At 39.2% G+C, this 16,940-nt stretch carries 17 protein-coding genes; 2 read left to right on the forward strand and 15 right to left on the reverse strand.

What is annotated here, in order from left to right:
* Nucleotides 1-122 precede the first annotated feature (122 nt).
* From ABJ384_RS11625 to acnD, 13 genes are all read right to left on the reverse strand, one after another.
* On the reverse strand, nt 123-503 hold the full coding sequence (locus ABJ384_RS11625) for a ribonuclease E inhibitor RraB (RefSeq protein WP_086197659.1): 381 nt from the start codon (nt 501-503) through the stop codon (nt 123-125).
* 156 nt (nt 504-659) lie between these two features.
* A complete protein-coding gene (locus tag ABJ384_RS11630) occupies nt 660-1,529 on the reverse strand; it encodes a DUF4041 domain-containing protein (protein ID WP_349927468.1) in 870 nt (289 codons plus the stop codon).
* A gap of 336 nt (nt 1,530-1,865) precedes the next feature.
* Nucleotides 1,866-2,531 carry an RluA family pseudouridine synthase gene (locus tag ABJ384_RS11635; RefSeq protein ID WP_349927470.1) on the reverse strand — a complete coding sequence of 222 codons (666 nt, stop codon included), beginning with the start codon at nt 2,529-2,531 and terminating at the stop codon, nt 1,866-1,868.
* A gap of 87 nt (nt 2,532-2,618) precedes the next feature.
* Entirely contained in the window at nt 2,619-3,071 is a 453-nt protein-coding gene (locus ABJ384_RS11640) for a hypothetical protein (RefSeq protein ID WP_349927472.1), read from the reverse strand.
* Nucleotides 3,072-3,558: 487 nt separating this feature from the next.
* Nucleotides 3,559-4,272: an SIMPL domain-containing protein gene (locus ABJ384_RS11645; protein WP_349927475.1), complete on the reverse strand. Its 714-nt coding sequence runs from the start codon at nt 4,270-4,272 to the stop codon at nt 3,559-3,561.
* Nucleotides 4,273-4,389: 117 nt separating this feature from the next.
* Complete coding sequence (locus ABJ384_RS11650) at nt 4,390-4,638, reverse strand: DUF6868 family protein (RefSeq protein ID WP_349927477.1); 249 nt, start codon at nt 4,636-4,638, stop codon at nt 4,390-4,392.
* Between the two features lie 537 nt (nt 4,639-5,175).
* Nucleotides 5,176-5,877: a DUF1003 domain-containing protein gene (locus tag ABJ384_RS11655; protein ID WP_349927479.1), complete on the reverse strand. Its 702-nt coding sequence runs from the start codon at nt 5,875-5,877 to the stop codon at nt 5,176-5,178.
* Between the two features lie 277 nt (nt 5,878-6,154).
* Complete coding sequence (locus ABJ384_RS11660) at nt 6,155-6,376, reverse strand: hypothetical protein (protein ID WP_349927481.1); 222 nt, start codon at nt 6,374-6,376, stop codon at nt 6,155-6,157.
* 252 nt (nt 6,377-6,628) lie between these two features.
* Complete coding sequence (locus tag ABJ384_RS11665) at nt 6,629-6,835, reverse strand: hypothetical protein (RefSeq protein WP_086197666.1); 207 nt, start codon at nt 6,833-6,835, stop codon at nt 6,629-6,631.
* Nucleotides 6,836-7,293: 458 nt separating this feature from the next.
* Complete coding sequence (locus ABJ384_RS11670) at nt 7,294-7,893, reverse strand: hypothetical protein (RefSeq protein ID WP_349927483.1); 600 nt, start codon at nt 7,891-7,893, stop codon at nt 7,294-7,296.
* Nucleotides 7,894-8,043: 150 nt separating this feature from the next.
* Nucleotides 8,044-8,187: a hypothetical protein gene (locus tag ABJ384_RS11675; RefSeq protein ID WP_086197667.1), complete on the reverse strand. Its 144-nt coding sequence runs from the start codon at nt 8,185-8,187 to the stop codon at nt 8,044-8,046.
* Nucleotides 8,188-8,504: 317 nt separating this feature from the next.
* Nucleotides 8,505-10,004 carry a hypothetical protein gene (locus ABJ384_RS11680; RefSeq protein ID WP_349927486.1) on the reverse strand — a complete coding sequence of 500 codons (1,500 nt, stop codon included), beginning with the start codon at nt 10,002-10,004 and terminating at the stop codon, nt 8,505-8,507.
* Between the two features lie 228 nt (nt 10,005-10,232).
* Entirely contained in the window at nt 10,233-12,851 is a 2,619-nt protein-coding gene (gene acnD / locus ABJ384_RS11685) for a Fe/S-dependent 2-methylisocitrate dehydratase AcnD (protein WP_349927487.1), read from the reverse strand.
* A gap of 728 nt (nt 12,852-13,579) precedes the next feature.
* Here acnD and ABJ384_RS11690 point away from each other — a divergent pair.
* Nucleotides 13,580-14,305 (forward strand): folate-binding Fe/S cluster repair protein, encoded by a 726-nt coding sequence (locus ABJ384_RS11690; protein ID WP_349927489.1) that lies wholly within the window; start codon nt 13,580-13,582, stop codon nt 14,303-14,305.
* Nucleotides 14,306-14,414: 109 nt separating this feature from the next.
* Here ABJ384_RS11690 and ABJ384_RS11695 read toward each other — a convergent pair whose 3' ends face one another.
* Nucleotides 14,415-14,660 carry a hypothetical protein gene (locus ABJ384_RS11695; protein WP_086197672.1) on the reverse strand — a complete coding sequence of 82 codons (246 nt, stop codon included), beginning with the start codon at nt 14,658-14,660 and terminating at the stop codon, nt 14,415-14,417.
* 354 nt (nt 14,661-15,014) lie between these two features.
* Between ABJ384_RS11695 and ABJ384_RS11700 the strand changes: the two genes are divergently transcribed.
* Nucleotides 15,015-15,827, forward strand: coding sequence for a tetratricopeptide repeat protein (locus tag ABJ384_RS11700; protein WP_349927491.1), 813 nt, complete (start codon nt 15,015-15,017; stop codon nt 15,825-15,827).
* 86 nt (nt 15,828-15,913) lie between these two features.
* Here the strand turns inward: ABJ384_RS11700 and ABJ384_RS11705 are convergent, their stop codons facing one another.
* On the reverse strand, nt 15,914-16,840 hold the full coding sequence (locus ABJ384_RS11705; protein ID WP_349927493.1) for an AEC family transporter: 927 nt from the start codon (nt 16,838-16,840) through the stop codon (nt 15,914-15,916).
* Nucleotides 16,841-16,940: the final 100 nt, after the last annotated feature.

Consider the following 16,940-nt stretch of genomic DNA (forward strand, 5'->3'; position numbering starts at 1 on the left):
AATAAAATTTTGCCATTAAAAAAGCCCTAAGCATCTAAATGCTTAAGGCGTGTTTTAACAGGTTCAATCCGATTGGCTTAACTTGGATCATCCCCAACCTGTTAATTTTTTAGGAATATGGATTAACTTTTGACTTCATTTTCCCATTCTTCATCTTCATAGACATAGGCCATGCAGCCCCAGCCATCATATTCGCCATCATATTGCGTCGCAATTTTAGTGAACCATTCTTCCAGATCGACGATGTCTGAATATTCAGGTTCCATATACACATAAATGGTAATAATCCACTCGACCGTATCGGCTTCTTCATCTTCAAACAGGCTAATTTTTTGCTCTTCTTTAAGCAGATAAAGTGCACATTTTTGTGCCTGTTCTTCAGACTGAAAAGCAATGGAAAATTCAATTTCATGCGCTTCGGTCAGGTCATCGCCATCTTCGGCCATTTGCCAAAGTACATTACCATTTTCATCATCGGGGAATTGTTCAAAATCGCGTGTCATGGAGCGTTTCCTTATTGTAATTAGGTACCAGCTATATCATGCCATATAGATTAGCTCAAGTTTGTTTCAGTTTATCTATTTAACTATATTAGCTTAACTACAGCACTTGTGCTGATGAACAATCTCTCTTTCTACCATTTTTACAGATCGCTGGTATTAGCCTTCCACCCTCTGCTGTTGCAATTCACTTGGCTCAGTCTGTTGCTGTGCCTTGAAGGCTAAAACCAGGGCTGTAAGTTTAAATTCTTCCAGACGTAACTTTAAAAATGATTCATGAATTCGGGTATGACCGAATGCTACTCCATAATGATTGATCAGGATAAAGTCATCTTGCAGCGCCTGAATAAACAGGTCCACAGTGTCATGGTCTAATTGAGATAAATACAGATCAGCTTTACTGTTAAAGACATGAGTAACCAGAGCGATGGCAGAAAGTTGGCGATTTTCTTCGACATACTCACATTGCCCCCCTGTGTTTGCTGCAATGGCATTTTTTATTTTACGGCGGACTTCTTTTAACTGCTGCGCGGCATGAATGTCACCATAGCCATCAATCAATTGATCCAGAAAGGTTTGTACAGGATATACCTCTTGAATACCATAACCCTGAATCTTGTTTTCCAGAGCTTTAGAAATTGCCTCCAAGTTTTCTTGTTCTAAGACCTGATTATAAAAAGCACCTAATCGTTCTCTGGCTTGGGCTTCCAGCTTAAGCTGGCTGTTTTTTTCCAGTTTTTCCAGATAATGTCGAGTATTTTCAATCTCTGCCTTCATTTTTTCCAGCAGAAACTCTGCTTCAGTTTTAGTGACTTCAACAAAGCTCTCGGCCTGGTTTTTTCGCTCCGCAATGTAATGTTCAATATCTACAATGTCCTGATACTGGCTCAGCTTTTCAACCCTGTTTTTTAAATTTCCAATCTCTATACGACAGGTATTTAATTGATGGTGCAGCGCATCATTTTGCTGTTCATGCTCTGCCAGATTATTTCGCGTGCGATCCAGATTCACCTGTAAAGATTCAAGCATGATCTGTTTTTTTCTTATTTGCATGATTGCCCGATAAAGCAATCCCAACAAAATGAGGGTAGTCAGGATATATAGATAAATCATTGTGGTCAGGATATATAGATAAACGATTATTATCTCAAAATTATTATTTCAAAGAAATGTTACGCATTATTATTCGTTTGTTTTTCCATTACCAGAAAAGGGATATCGTGTCTGAATGATCGCACTTTTTATTATTCTAAGATTTTCATCAGCATAAATCAGTGAGCTAAGCAGACGATAGCCCTCATATCATATATGTAACTTATGATTAAAATTCTAGAATGTTAAACAGATAAAAATTTAAGACACTGATTAAAAAGGCACTTGAGCTTTAATTTCAACATCTGCTCCGCTTAAAGGCTGTTTAAAAGCCAGATAGCTGGCATGTAAGGCCATTCGTTGTAATGGACTCTGGTAGGGTTCTGGATGATAGAGCTTGTCGCCGGTAATCGGATGTCCGATATATTGCATATGCACCCGAAGTTGATGGGAACGTCCGGTAATCGGAGTCAGTAATACCCGGCTAATGTCTTCCGCTGCAGAATATTCCAAGGCCTGATACAGCGTTCTGGCAGGTTTTCCCAATTCAAAATGCACAATTTGACGCGGCCGGTTTTCCCAGTCAGTAATTAATGGCACTTCGACACTGCCCTCGGCTTCGAGCTTGCCTTGAACCAGCGCAATATAGTTTTTTTTGACCGTACGTGCCTGAAACATTTTACTGACCGCCACTTCTGCTTCACGGTGTTTGGCAAACATCAAAATGCCGGAAGTTGCCATATCTAGACGGTGGGTAATTTTAGCATTGGGATAGCGTTCCAATACCCGAAAATAGGCACTGTCATGATGTTCAGGTAAGCGTCCCGGAACGGACAACAGCCCTGCCGGCTTTTCAATCACCACCAGGTCTTCATCTTCATAGACAATGGCAAGCGGTTCCTGAGACGGCATATACACGAAGTTGTCGTTGATGGGCATAGCATTACAGCATGTGGGAGAATGGGCGCAAAATAACAAGGTCCGATCCGACTGTCAACGTCTGTGAAATACAGAGTCAATCTGGAATTATTTATTGTTTGCACCCAATTTTCCAAACGCAGGTTTAAGCTGATGAGAAAGGTCATCTTCAATCAATTGCAGTACCTGATGATCTACTTCATATTGCCTGATCGTGATTTTAAACTGACCTTGAAACCATTGACTCAAATGTAGTGCATACGTGCTCTTTTGGCCTTGACCCAAATGTTGTTTCAACCGATTTTTAAGTCCTGTGGTAGATGAACCTACATACATCACTGTGCAAGGCGCATTTAATCTTGCACAGGCATGAGTTCCCTGCGCTTTAAAGATACGAAAATGATTAAATGTTTCATTCATATCACCCTCTACTTGTTCAATGATATAAATCGCTTTAGATATCGGAGGTAAATCATCTACAGTTGAAAATATAAATTCCTGAACAGGTATAGCCGTTTTAGCAGCATGACAATGTTGAATAAGTGTATCGAGATAACGCATATAATTTATTATAGGTAAATGATTTATTAAATATTTTATCAATAAAGAAAAAGAAGAGAGATTTTTATCTTATATTTTTGCCGGAGAATTTTTGAGGGTGTTAGGGAAAACATCTGTGGTTTACTTCAACCATTATAACTTTGTAAGTTATAACCCTATGCCTATAAATTGATAATCTATAGCGTCCTAAGCCGAATCGAGACCTTTTGGGTAAGTACTGCACTCACGTTGTACGCAACTGGCAGCAAGCTACTCTTTTCGATCCCTTATCACACCCTTGAAACATATATTAGCCAAACACGGCCGGGATGAATTCCCTCAATTTTTTCATTTTTTATTAATTTTGGTAATTTTTTCCTAAAAATAATAATTTAAAAGAATTTTTTATCTTCCGAATTAAAATACAGGTTTTTTATTGCAGAAAAATTGGGATTACTGGAATTTATCCGCACATCAAACCGCATTTTTTCATCACTTTTTACCCCATTTAATCAGCCAGATAATAGTCTACCGTCGATACCACACGGACTTTCTTTAAATAGGGAGTATTACTGTCACGATCTTCAATGCTAAACAGTCCCTGATTGGCCGCCTTGATTTTACCTAAACGGCTTTTGGAATCTGCGGCAAATTTTTCTGCCACACTGCGGGCGTTCTGTGTCGCCTGCTCAATCATGGCCGGCTTGATATCATTTAACTTGGTAAATAAATATTCGGTTCGTTGACCTGAATCATCGCCACCAAAGGCAATACCCTTTTTACCCAAAGCCACCAGACGGCTTTGTGCTGCCCGCACTGCATCTATTCGGTGAGTATAGATGGTAATAGTTTGATGGGCGGTATAACGTAGCGCGACATTGGCATCACCGCCATATTGCTGGGCATATTTATCGGTCGTAACCGGAGCCGCAGTGGTAATTTCCTGATCGCTAAAACCTTCGGCCTTTAAAAATGCCTGAATTTGCTGGGTTTGTGTTTCCATGGTGTCATAAAGCTGGGTCAGGTCCTGACTGGCCGAGCTAAAACGGATTGGCCATACTGCGACATCAGCTTTCACCTCACGCTCAGATAGACCTTTGACTGAGACTATACGTTCATACTGCTTAATTTTGACTGCACTACTGCCGAGAATCCATCCCGCAATAATCATCCCCAGACAAATGAAAATACCTAAAATCAGTGCAGGTTTGAATTGATTCATGCTGCCGAATTCCTCTTTTGCTTGTTTTTGATTGTAGCGGTCCTGTTTTTATAAACTGCGAAACTGCTGTTTAAAGATAATCTATTCGCCTATAAGCCTTTTAAAGTTGAATCCGGGTTAGGAATTTATCAGATATAAGGCCAGAAATGGCACCAGATTAAGCAGTAAAATACCAATTTTATATATAACCATGCCGCCATAATGAATGGCATCAAAAGTGTGATCTGAAAGCTGGAACCATTTGCCATGCAGCTGTTTCATCCAGTTACGGGCAAAAATAAACAGCAAAAACCAGATCATTAATATGATGTAATTAATGAGTAATGAACAAAGTAGAAAATGACTCCAAAAATCATCATTTAGCATTTTTATGGCCTGACCGGATGCTCGCTGATATTTTATAAATTAGCAGATTTTATCAACAAAAATGAACCACTGATTTGTATCCGGTTTTTTGAATTCAAATTTGATTTCTTCTATTTTTATGTGTTTGAGAATTTTTTAGGGGGTCAGGGAAAACATACTGTTTTACTTCAACTATTACCACTTTGTAAGTGATAACCTGATGCCTATAAATTGGTAATTTATAGCGTCCTAAGCCGAATCAAGACCTTGTGGGTAAGTACTACACTCACGTTGTACGCAACTGGCAGCAATCTACTCTTTTCGATCCCTTCACACCCTTGAGATATAGAATAGCCAAAGATATGCGGGATTAATTTCCTAAGATTTTGCATTTTTTATTCTTTTTGGAATATTTTCCCGCTTTATCTATATTTGTAAAAAAATTTCCCTAATTGATACAAAATTCTGCTTTTTATTACGCCAAACCAACATGAATCGGAATATTTTCTCCATCTCTATAAATCGCAACATTGAAGATTAGCATCAGGTTATAAATGGCTATTTCTTCTTGGTCATTTCCGACAGCAAATCCAGTTGAATTTCCTGAATTTTAGCCAGACGATCCCACTGATGCATTAAAAGATGATCGAGTTTTTCATGTAAATGCCGAATCTCCAGTTCAGCTTTTAAGTTGACCTGATAATCATTTTGCGAACGCAAACGGTCTTTGGCTTCCTGCCGGTTTTGGCTCATCATGATTACTGGTGCCTGAATGGCGGCCAAACAGGACAGCATTAAATTTAATAAAATGAAGGGATATGGATCTGCAGGATGTTTCACCATTACCACGGTATTGATCAAGATCCACAGCGCCAAGAAAATGGCAAAGCAGATCAAAAAGGTCCAGCTACCACCGAAACTTGCAATTTTATCAGCCAGTTTTTCTCCAAAAGTCCAATTCTGATCGAGCTTGTTCTCTACATTTTTGCTGATCAGCTCATGCTGTTGCATACTGTTCAACACTTCATATTCCAGATCAGTGACTTCACCTTGTTCAGATTTTAAAATGGACTGTACATACTGCATACGGTATTTGGTTAAATCGGCTTGGCAGATAAAGTCGCTAGGTGACCACTGTGGAAAGTCGTGTGAAATTTCCTCTGTAATGACTTTGCGAATTGTTCCGATCGGGATAAGATTTTTTTTAGGAAAGCTTTTTTTGCAGACCATGCATGTTTGACATTCTGTTCTTCCGTTCATACCCCATACCTTCTGTTTCATCTATACTTCAATATGCCATGATGTTGATCATTTCCAGACTTAAATAAACACTTGTTTCTGGTCATATTTTGCCAGGACAAGCGTGGTTTTAACTTTATCCATTCCATATTTTTAGGCTAATTTTAAAGCAATAATCCAGCAATTTTAAAGATAAATATGCCAGATACTATAGGCCTATAGCAGTGAGCCATTATGTTGTTTATTCATTTATAAACAACAATTTAAATCAAAGCAAAGTTGTGAATTCCACTGCCCTTTATCGCACATAGAGCTGTTTAAGATTCTGATTGATATAGGTATTTAAGCCATCGCCATATTGCGCCAGCTGTTTCATATTTTCAATATGCTGATAGCCGGCACTGGCATAGCTATAAGTATAAATTTTTGATTTTTTCTTAAATTGAACACGAATAAACTCATTGCCAATTTCATAGCTGGCCACACCAGAGTCGTGGTTCAGATCAAGATAATGTTGCAATTGAGCCGCCCTAAATACCGTGAATATAAAATTTAAGATGAGGGTGTGTTAAGTATTTTTCAAACAATCCACAATAATCAGTCCATAGATGAATGGGAAGCGATTTCTATTCGCCAGTTATTCCTATCTATTTATATTTATTCAAAACCTGATTTATGATTGAAACATTTTAGTGTTCCGCAGCCAAATTAATAAGCCGCCCAATAAAAAAACTCCACCAGTTAGGCAGAGTTTTTCAGTTTCAGATGTAAATTATTCCTTACAGCACTTGCTACAGCCTTCTACTCTTTCTGTTGGCCAGTTCATTCTTGCGCGTTTATAGGCGAGTTCATAATTTGCAAAGTATCCAATCAAAATCTGGTCATCCGATTTTGGCAGGTCTTCGCAGCCCAGTGTCGCATTGTGTATATAGTGTATGCCTTTAGCTGCAGGTTGTTCATCTACAATAAATTTGATCATTGATAGTTCCCCGAATAATTTTTATAAAGTTGAACCACAATAAACCCATATTAAATTTATGGATTTAATTCCATAATATAATTATGTTTTTATTGAGTAAAAATCAAGCGGTTTTACATGAAATATCCGTGACATTCTTTAAGTAAATATTTCTTAAAAATTTTGTATAAACATATATTTTATTTACATCTTAAAAGCAGGTTTTTTCCTGTGATGTTCTTGTCCAAAGCGTACCCAGCATATCAGCATAATAATTAGTATCCTGACACATCAGGGCGCAGGCAAGGCAAAAACAGAATTGACAGCAGAGTCGCCCAAATTCATTCAGCTGTGGAAATCACGGAATTTGCCATTCCGCCTGTAGTCGCGCTTGATACACTACGATAGAATGCCCAGCCAACAAAAGCCCTATGGATGAATAGGGCTTTTGTTAACTCATTGATGATCAATATAAAACACTAAACGATTTGCTCAACTTCAATTATATCTTTATTTGTCCAATCCCTAGGATGAGGCACAACAGCTAAAAAAACGTTTGCCTTTCCATCATCCATTAGTTTTTTAATTGTATCGGTTACCCAACTCTTCATGACGCTTTTATCACTATTGCTCATAATGAAGAGCTTATTTTCAGCTGCTCCTAGCGCAAGCTTATTTATATCTAATAGAAGTGGTCTAGATGTACCTGTTTGAAATTCACTTTCTACAAGCCATTTTGCATTCCTGATAGCTTTAAATTTAGCTTTCTTATGCGCTGATTCGAATTCAATCATCTGTGCGATTACAATATCAAATAAAAATTCGTTTAGACCAAATATTTTGCGATCTTCAAGATTCGCATTGTTGCGATAAAAAGCACAAAATTCTGGATCATTTGTCTTATTGGATTCTTTCGTAAACTGTAATAACTGTGCAGCTAAATGTGCAATCCATTGTTTACTTCGGTCATTATGTTTTTTGCGTTCAATCATTTCAAGCTGACAGCTTTCCTCTGAATTACATTGTTGTTTTGCATTTTTAAAAGCTATTTGTAAAATTCGTTCAAGATCTTTTATCATTCTTACAGACTATGAAATTATTATTGAAAACCAATATACCATTGAAATAATAAAACTTTATTTTTTAAATATTACTATAGATACAAAAAAGCCCTATGGATGAATAGGGCTTTTGTTCAAAACAGAGGATAACTGTTTGATAGGTGCTGCTTAGGCAATTTTGTTGTTAAATTGATTGCCAAGGCATTTGGTACACGGTGGTAGACGATCAGTACCAATTTCTAAGTAGGTGCGGTGTCCGCATTTGACACAAAAATAGAAGCCTGTTCCGGGTTTAGAGCCAGCAGTAACCATTTTTGTTCTCCATAGGTTTTAGAAATGGTGAACAAAGTATAGTCGCTTTTTTAAGTTTGTCCATTGTTCATTTTTAAAAATTATGGTGTCATTTTTGAAAGAAATAACATAAAAAGGAAATTAAGTAGCATTACAATGAATTAATGATGCTGTTTTAGAATTTTAAATTATTGATTTATCAAAACTGTCGTGCATAAAAAATAAAAGCTATAACAATTAATAGTGAAAATTTGGGAAAGACCCAGATGTATAAATCCGAGTCCGGTATTATTACAACAGCATAATTTGCACTTCAAATATTAATCCTAAAAAGTTATTCAATATCTTTTTGCTGTGCGTTTTCGTTTAGCTTCCTGAGCTTGCTTTGTTTCGACATTTTTTAAATGTAAAGCTTGACGAAATACAGGATGAATTTCCCATAACATACCATCATCTACATTCGTTCTACTTTTCAAAAGCGATGGATTTTTTTCAAATGAAATATGGTCATAACTACCATCTTCATTATCTTGCCTAGCTGTGATAAAAGCAATTTGATATAAGAAATGTGCGACTTCTCTATTATTAGGAGTTCCTATCACTCCAAAAATTTTTAGATTTATATGATTTAGAATACGATTATCTATTAATTTTAATAGTTCAGATGTTGTATATCTTTCATTTTGTTTAGAAAATGCTACTATTATTTCTTCAATATTTGGACACTGTGAAACAAATTCAGCAATAGTATCGTCAATTCTTCGCTTACCAAAGTCTTCCAACTCATTATCAATGATAGAAAAAGTAATTTTTTCTGAATTACTAGATAGTGATTTAGCAGATTCTTTACAAAGCTCAACTAACCATCTAGGTCTATACCTAGATAATGTCGCTAAAACAATTGAAGCTGGTCGTGTCCGATTATTCGTCCCCCATTTCATATCCTCTTCAAACACTAAACTAATTAGCTGATTATTTCTTTTATCTAAATCATCAGAGAGCTGATTACTAAAAATATTCCATTGATCAGTTCTTTCTAAATACCCTTGTATCCGTTTTGCTAATAATTTTGTAATATCTTGATGCCCCCATCGGATATCAACCATATACTGTTCAATATGAGATAAAGCTTCAAACTCTCTTTTTATAATTTTCCATACATTAGGGCGAACACTTGTTCTAATTCTAATTTCAGGTAAGGCATTAACAATTTGCCTAATAGCTGTAAAATAAGTAGCTACTTTTAATTTATTTTTTCCTGTATTTTGAAAATTTTGATCAATGTCATCAACTATTAACCAAATCCCCCCACCATCCGTCCAGCGAGATAATATACTTTCAACATCCTTAATCCCTTCTCTTTGATGTTGTGGTATACCATTTATTTTAAGTCTATCTACAATATGTGAAATGAATGATCTTGATTTAAACCCATTCATTTCAGCCTGTTCGACCAAAGCTGTTGAATCATCAGTATATGCGAATCCTATTTTCGCTCCAATTTCATTTGCAATTAATCCTAGAATTTTTTTCTTCCAAGCCCTTGTCCACGTATCAGAATCCTCTGAGTCTAAGTCTGGTGATAAAGCAACACCTGTAGAATTAATTACAATAAGTTTATTATCATTTTCTAATTTCTCTTTAACCATTCTTAAAATTGCTGATTTACCTTCCCCTTTATAAGCTCTTGCTATTTGAATCGTTTCAGAATAATTTAAAAACTCTTCTAATTCAGTTCTTTCCATAGCATAGCTTTTAAAAACTACATCTTTTTCCTGATCTGCAGCATCATTACCGAATAAGTCTTTATCTTTAAAATTAATTTGTACAGTTAACATAGTTAATAATTTTATTAAATTCGTAATTTAAAACTAAATGATTTTTTATCTGAATTCAATCTTGATCTGTATTTGAAGTAAATTCCACAATTATAAAAACCCCACTTCACAGTAGGGTCTTTTTCAAACAATATCAATAACTTTAATCCTCCCCAACCCTCCTTTTTCAAAGGAGGAAGTTCCCCTCTTTCTCAAAGAGGAGCTAGGGGAGATTTTATAGCATATAAACTAAGCAACTTGCCCTTCCAAGAAGTCCTGTGCAAAGCGTTGCAATACACCGCCCGCTTCGTAAACAGAAACTTCTTCTTCGGTATCCAGACGGCAGGTTACAGGCACTTCAACAATCTGGTTTTTACCATCATCAGTTGAACGCTCAATCACTAAAGTCAAGGTCGAACGTGGCGCAATATTACCCACCACGCTATACAGCTCCGTACCATCCAGCTTTAAAGTCTTGCGGTTAGTACCCGGCTTAAACTCAAGCGGTAACACGCCCATACCCACTAAGTTAGTACGGTGAATACGCTCAAACCCTTCTGCCACAATCGCTTCCACACCGGCAAGACGCACACCTTTAGCTGCCCAGTCACGGCTAGAACCCTGACCGTAGTCCGCACCCGCAATAATAATCAACGGCTGCTTACGGTTCATGTAAGTTTCAATCGCTTCCCACATACGCATCACTTCACCTTCCGGCTCCACACGCGCTTTTGAACCCTGCTTGATGGTACCGTCAGCACGAACCACCATTTCATTGAACAGTTTCGGGTTAGCTAAAGTCGCACGCTGTGCAGTCAAGTGGTCACCGCGGTGAGTTGCGTAAGAGTTAAAGTCTTCCTCAGGCACGCCCATTTTGTGCAGATATTCACCCGCAGCAGAATCCATAACAATCGCATTCGATGGCGACAAATGGTCGGTGGTGATGTTATCCGGCAAAATCGCCAGTGGACGCATATTGGCCAATGTACGCGGTGCAGCCAAAGCCCCTTCCCAATACGGCGGACGGCGGATATAGGTACTTTGCGGACGCCAGTCATAGAGTGGACTTGCCGCTTTTTCACGCTCGCCCAAATCAAACATTGGGATATACACTTTCTTAAATTGCTCAGGTTTTACCGCAACTTTTACCAGTGCATCGATTTCTTCATCTGAAGGCCAGATGTCTTTAAGGTAAATCGGGTTACCGTCTTTGTCTGTTCCCAAAGCATCTTTTTCGATATCAAAACGGATGGTACCGGCAATTGCATAAGCAACAACAAGTGGCGGAGATGCCAGGAAAGCCTGTTTCGCATAAGGATGGATACGACCATCGAAGTTACGGTTACCTGAAAGTACCGCAGTAGCGTACAGGTCACGGTCAATAATTTCTTGCTGAATTTTTGGATCTAGCGCACCCGACATGCCGTTACAAGTCGTACATGCATAAGCGACAATACCAAAGCCCAGTTTTTCCAGATCGTGCAGTACGCCTGCTTCTTCAAGGTAAAGTGCAGCGGCTTTAGAACCCGGAGCAAAAGATGATTTTACCCAAGGTTTACGGGTTAGGCCCAACTCATTTGCCTTACGTGCCAATAAACCGGCTGCCACCGTGTTACGCGGGTTAGAGGTATTGGTACAAGAAGTAATTGCCGCGATAATCACCGCACCATCCGGCATTAAGCCTTCTGCTTCTTGCGCACGAGCGGCTTCCAAATTGCCTGCAATGCCTTTTTCTTTCAGGTCAGCAGTTGATACACGTGCATGCGGGTTTGACGGGCCGGCGATGTTACGCGTTACGGTCGATAAGTCGAAACGCAGTACACGTGGATATTCCGCCTGTTTCATGTCTGAAGCCCAAAGACCAATTTCTTTGGCATATTGCTCAACCAGTTTCACCTGGTCTGCTTCACGACCGGTCAGCGTCAAGTAATCAATGGTGTTCTGGTCAATATAGAACATCGCCGCAGTCGCGCCATATTCCGGCGTCATGTTAGAGATGGTCGCGCGATCACCCACTGACATGCTGTCAGCACCTTCACCAAAGAATTCCAGGTACGCACCCACGACGCGTTCTTTACGCAAGAACTCCGTTAACGCCAACACGATATCGGTTGCAGTAATGCCCGGCTTGCGCTGACCCACCAGCTCTACCCCAATAATGTCCGGCAGACGCATCCAAGACGCACGGCCTAGCATCACGTTTTCAGCTTCCAGACCACCCACACCGACAGAAATTACACCCAAGGCATCAGTATGCGGCGTATGCGAGTCTGTACCGACACAGGTATCCGGGAATGCCACACCTTCACGCTTTTGAATCACCGGAGACATTTTTTCCAGGTTAATCTGGTGCATGATGCCGTTGCCCGCAGGAATCACATCGACATTTTCAAATGCGGTTTTGGTCCATTCAATAAAGTGGAAACGGTCTTCATTACGACGGTCTTCAACAGCACGGTTTTTAGCGAAGGCATCTGGGTCAAAACCGCCGTATTCCACAGCCAATGAATGGTCAACGATGAGCTGGGTTGGAACGACTGGGTTGACTTTAGACGGGTCACCGCCCTGATCGGCAATGGCATCACGCAAACCTGCAAGGTCAACCAGTGCGGTTTGCCCCAAGATGTCATGACACACCACACGTGCCGGATACCAAGGGAAATCGTGATCTTGTTTACGTTCAATCAGCTGACGTAAAGACTGTTCCAGAATGGCAGGATCACAACGGCGTACCAGCTGTTCGGCCAGTACTTTCGATGTATAGGGAAGTTTTGCATATGCGCCTGGCTGAATATCTTCTACGGCTTGGCGTACGTCATAATATTCGAGCTGGGTACCTTGCAGTTGTTTGCGGTAGTTGTTGTTCATAGCTTACCTGCCTCTTGAATCATTTTTTCTTTACTACGTAATTGTTGTTGCGAGTTACAATCGGTTCAACGGCATAGTACACCGCCGAAAAGCCATTTCCCAAATCTTTTATATTTCATATACTTAGGTATAAAAACAGGTGTTTTAGAAACATGTTGTTACATAATTTTTGGGATATTTGCTCTAATCGTGCTTTTTTTGGAAAAATAGCGGGAAATACGCCTCATTCTTTAGTATTAGATGTGCCTAAGCGAATAACAAACAATCTTGTTTTGTAATATTTATCCCAATCATTTAAGTGAATGTAAAGCTTATATTTTTTATATTGCATTCGCTCTTGTCAGGCATTAAAACCTAAAAATAGCGTTAAGCTAAAAATCTGAGGATCTAGCACTGCTTTCGATGCTTATCTTTTAAACATGCTTATTGGACAATACCTATTTTTTCATCATTACATCATTCTAAACCCTTCAAATATGAGGTCAGAAAAGATATTCAGCTTACAAAAAAATTGATCAAGGGTAAAAAATTTTAGTCGCCATTTTTGCATTAGAGCAGCGATTTTAACGCTGATGATTTTGTCGCTTAACCGCATTCATTTAAATAAAACTGCATATTTCCGAATTTCAGTAAAGCTATAGCAATATGGGCTTTTTGTTTGCCTATCTGCCCTGCATGCTGCAAAATATCTGCATTAATGATTTGTGAAATATATCCAGAGGCTAGTCATGTCAACGTCTACTGCTTTTACACTATTCACTTTAAAGGGTGTAGATGCACAAAAATTCCTTCAGGGCCAAGTGACTTTAAATGCTGAGGCATTAGCCGAAAACCTGACTCGCTATACCGCGATCTGTAGTTTAAAAGGACGAATCCAGTTTGGCTTATGGCTAAAAAAAATTAGTCCGGAAAGTTTTGAAATTGTGGTCACTAACGATCAGGCCGAAGAATTTGCCAACCATATTAAAAAGTTTGGCGCTTTTTCGAAAATGAAACTGGAACAAGTCGGCCAAGTTTTCCCTACGCTCAATGGCGATAGCACCGATTTTTCTAGCACTGAAACCGATATCACTGCTTGGCAGCTTCAAGCGATTGAAGCCGGTCAGGCCTGGATTGAAGCGACAACGGCACAAGAATTCCAGCCGCAAGAACTACGTTTGCATCAGCGTGAAGGCGTACATTACGACAAAGGCTGTTATTTGGGTCAGGAAATTATTGCACGCCTCTGGTTCAAGGCCAAACCGAAACACTGGCTGCATTTGGTGCAAAGTAGCGGTGATGCTCCTGCTGCTGCAACCCAGTTAAACAATGATGTTGAAGTGGTCAACAGCATTGCTGTGGATGGCGGTTATAAAGCCCTGGTCGTGGCAAAACCTGCTGCGCTTGAAGAGCTGGGATTACAAGTTCTAGATTTGCCTGAAGCCTTAAATGGTGATGTAGCACGTCCACAGTAAATATTGAAACTTTAGATATTTAAGCTTTAGATATATGCTGCACTGAGCCTCCATCTTTGGAGGCTTTTTTATGCATTTGAAGGGATACTAAACCGATCACATTTCCGGATTAAAAACCATGAAACAGCTTGTTCATGTCTTTGCAGACATATTCTTTAAATGAATAATCACGCGCATGCTTGGCATCAAATTTTGCTTCAAGCTCACCTTTTTTAAAAATATAGACACGGTCATCTTTACTGACTAAATATTCAGCCCCCAGTTTCATCAGCAAAGCATCCATTTTTTCTTCTTCAGGAATATTGCTGTCCAAATTGACCCGATCATAGGCGCGTTTAATGGCTTTAATGAACATTTATCTACTCACACATTAATTCAGCCGCGATTTAAACAAAGATTGGCTGAAAAACAAAGTGCCGTTTCGCTGCTGCATATTTTTCTCTGATCCTTGTGCTTGATGGTTTTAAATTTTAAGCACAAAACAATTCATCTACAAAGCCCTCACCCTACTTAAGCTTGCTTTAAGATTTTCTACCCAAAATCGAGCCAGTAGCAATTATGTAAATATCTATGAAATATTATGGTAATGCACCCCTCATGTATTTACATTCACATAAATAAACTTATGATGTTAAAGGAAGGGTTCCATATTCATTTTTAAGTACATAAATGGAATTAAGATTATGTTTATAAAAGGTTTTTAAAAAATATGAAAAGAATTATACTTGCCAGCCTGATCGCTTTGTCTTCAAGTTTCGCGATGGCTGAAATGACAACCACTTCTGTTGATCCTGCATTTGCCAAAGTAGAAACACTGGTCAAAGCCAACGATATGAAAGGCGCTTATCAGGAGCTGGATAAACTAGCAAAAACAGGAAATGCACAGGCACTTTATAATTTGGCTTACCTGACTCAAACTGGTCAGGGCACCACCAAAGATGAGAAAAAAGCCATCCAGCTGTATCAAGAATCTGCAAATAAAGGCTATCCGGTCGCCAACTATGTCCTAGGTAAAAACTACATGACCGGTACTTTAGGTCTGCCCCAAGACACTAAAAAGGCCAAACAGTATTTAGAAAAGGCCGCCAAGCAAGGTTTTGATGATGCCAGCGTAGATTTGGCCGTATTACTGTTTTCTGAAGGTACAGCAGCATCAGATAAACTGGCTTTGCAGAAATTAGATCCGCTGATCAAAAAAGGCAATTATCAAGCCATTCATGCCAAAGCGTTATATGATATCAGTCAGGGTTTTAAAAACAAAAACGAAGCACCGATTAAGCAAGGCTTAAAGAGCATTCAGTATCTGGCACAAAAAGGCTATATTCCCGCTTTAATGGCTGTAGGTAACATGTTTGCCAACGGTAAAATCGTTCCACAAAACCTGCCTGAAGCGAAAAAGATTTTTGAGGCTTTAGCCAAAGAAAATATCCCGCAAGCCAAACAATCTTTAGCTGTGGTGGATAAAATGATTGCCGAACAGGCCAAAAACCCACCTAAAGCTGCTGCTGAAAAGAAAAGCTAATCACTACAGAGATGATTAAAAGCCTCAATTCCGGGGGCTTTTTTTATAGCTGTTATTTTGTTGCTATTCATGCTGACCGTAAAATTTTAAGCCCACCAGACACTAATTAACACACTCACCACAATGAATCCTAAAATGGTACTCATCAATAAAGGAGTTAAAGTTTTTTCATTTAAACCATACGCTTGACCTAACATGGCAAAAATGGTCGGCATCGGCAAAGCGGCAATAAGCGTTCCAGCATAGACCATTTCCTGACTCACATCGGTTAAATAATTCAAACCCAGAAACATCAGCAAAGGCATAATCAGGTTACTGGAAATTACCAGATAAAAGCTTTGCAGATTCACATATTTCAGCGTCAATCCCACAATCCCGCCACCAATCGAGAACAAGGCTAAAGGCGATGCAGTTTGTCCAAGCAGGGCCAAGACCTGATCCAGCTGTTTAGGAATATGAAGCTGGAAGATCGCGCAGGCTATCCCCAGCATGACGCCCATGAACAAGGGATTTTTCAATAAAGTAACCACCGTGCTCTGGAGGATTTGGGCAAAACTGGCCTTTTGTGAATTTCCCAGTTCCGCCAGAATCAGTACTGCCGGAATGAGCAGCACACTTTCAATGATTACCACCAAAGAGGTATAGGTCATCGCCTTTTGTCCCAGTAGCAAGGACAATACCGCCGTACCAATAAGCCCGGTATTCGACATGGCCGCACCCAGCGACAAAACTGAAGACCGTGAACGGTTATTTTTAAAGTAATGTGAAACAATAAAAAATGCCGCAGCATATAAAATAAAAGTCACGCCGCTATAGACAAGAAAGTATTCGGGATACCAGATTTCATGCAAATCTTTTGCGGCCAAGGATTGGAAAAATAAAGCAGGTAGCGCAATTTTAATGACAAAGGCCCCAACAGCATTGACTTGCTCTTTTGTTAAAAGCTGAAACTTTACCGAAAAATAACCTAAAGCTAATAAAAAAAAGATCGGCACGATGACCGTAAAGACCATATGGAATTTGTCCTTTCAATAAATAAAACTACTTGCCCAGACTCCGACTCTAAAGAGTCGGAGTCTTAAAACATTCAAGCGAAATATCGGGATAACGTAT

Source organism: Acinetobacter sp. A1-4-2, assembly GCF_040233925.1.
Lineage (GTDB): Bacteria > Pseudomonadota > Gammaproteobacteria > Pseudomonadales > Moraxellaceae > Acinetobacter.

Bases quoted from the DNA above. Each gene is read 5' to 3' on its own strand.
- ABJ384_RS11625 (WP_086197659.1), bottom strand. From the start codon at position 503: ATGACACGCGATTTTGAACAATTCCCCGATGATGAAAATGGTAATGTA.
- ABJ384_RS11630 (WP_349927468.1), bottom strand. From the start codon at position 1,529: ATGCTTGAATCTTTACAGGTGAATCTGGATCGCACGCGAAATAATCTG.
- ABJ384_RS11635 (WP_349927470.1), bottom strand. From the start codon at position 2,531: ATGCCCATCAACGACAACTTCGTGTATATGCCGTCTCAGGAACCGCTT.
- ABJ384_RS11640 (WP_349927472.1), bottom strand. From the start codon at position 3,071: ATGCGTTATCTCGATACACTTATTCAACATTGTCATGCTGCTAAAACG.
- ABJ384_RS11645 (WP_349927475.1), bottom strand. From the start codon at position 4,272: ATGAATCAATTCAAACCTGCACTGATTTTAGGTATTTTCATTTGTCTG.
- ABJ384_RS11650 (WP_349927477.1), bottom strand. From the start codon at position 4,638: ATGCTAAATGATGATTTTTGGAGTCATTTTCTACTTTGTTCATTACTC.
- ABJ384_RS11655 (WP_349927479.1), bottom strand. From the start codon at position 5,877: ATGAACGGAAGAACAGAATGTCAAACATGCATGGTCTGCAAAAAAAGC.
- ABJ384_RS11665 (WP_086197666.1), bottom strand. From the start codon at position 6,835: ATGATCAAATTTATTGTAGATGAACAACCTGCAGCTAAAGGCATACAC.
- ABJ384_RS11670 (WP_349927483.1), bottom strand. From the start codon at position 7,893: ATGATAAAAGATCTTGAACGAATTTTACAAATAGCTTTTAAAAATGCA.
- ABJ384_RS11675 (WP_086197667.1), bottom strand. From the start codon at position 8,187: ATGGTTACTGCTGGCTCTAAACCCGGAACAGGCTTCTATTTTTGTGTC.
- ABJ384_RS11680 (WP_349927486.1), bottom strand. From the start codon at position 10,004: ATGTTAACTGTACAAATTAATTTTAAAGATAAAGACTTATTCGGTAAT.
- acnD (WP_349927487.1), bottom strand. From the start codon at position 12,851: ATGAACAACAACTACCGCAAACAACTGCAAGGTACCCAGCTCGAATAT.
- ABJ384_RS11690 (WP_349927489.1), top strand. From the start codon at position 13,580: ATGTCAACGTCTACTGCTTTTACACTATTCACTTTAAAGGGTGTAGAT.
- ABJ384_RS11695 (WP_086197672.1), bottom strand. From the start codon at position 14,660: ATGTTCATTAAAGCCATTAAACGCGCCTATGATCGGGTCAATTTGGAC.
- ABJ384_RS11700 (WP_349927491.1), top strand. From the start codon at position 15,015: ATGAAAAGAATTATACTTGCCAGCCTGATCGCTTTGTCTTCAAGTTTC.
- ABJ384_RS11705 (WP_349927493.1), bottom strand. From the start codon at position 16,840: ATGGTCTTTACGGTCATCGTGCCGATCTTTTTTTTATTAGCTTTAGGT.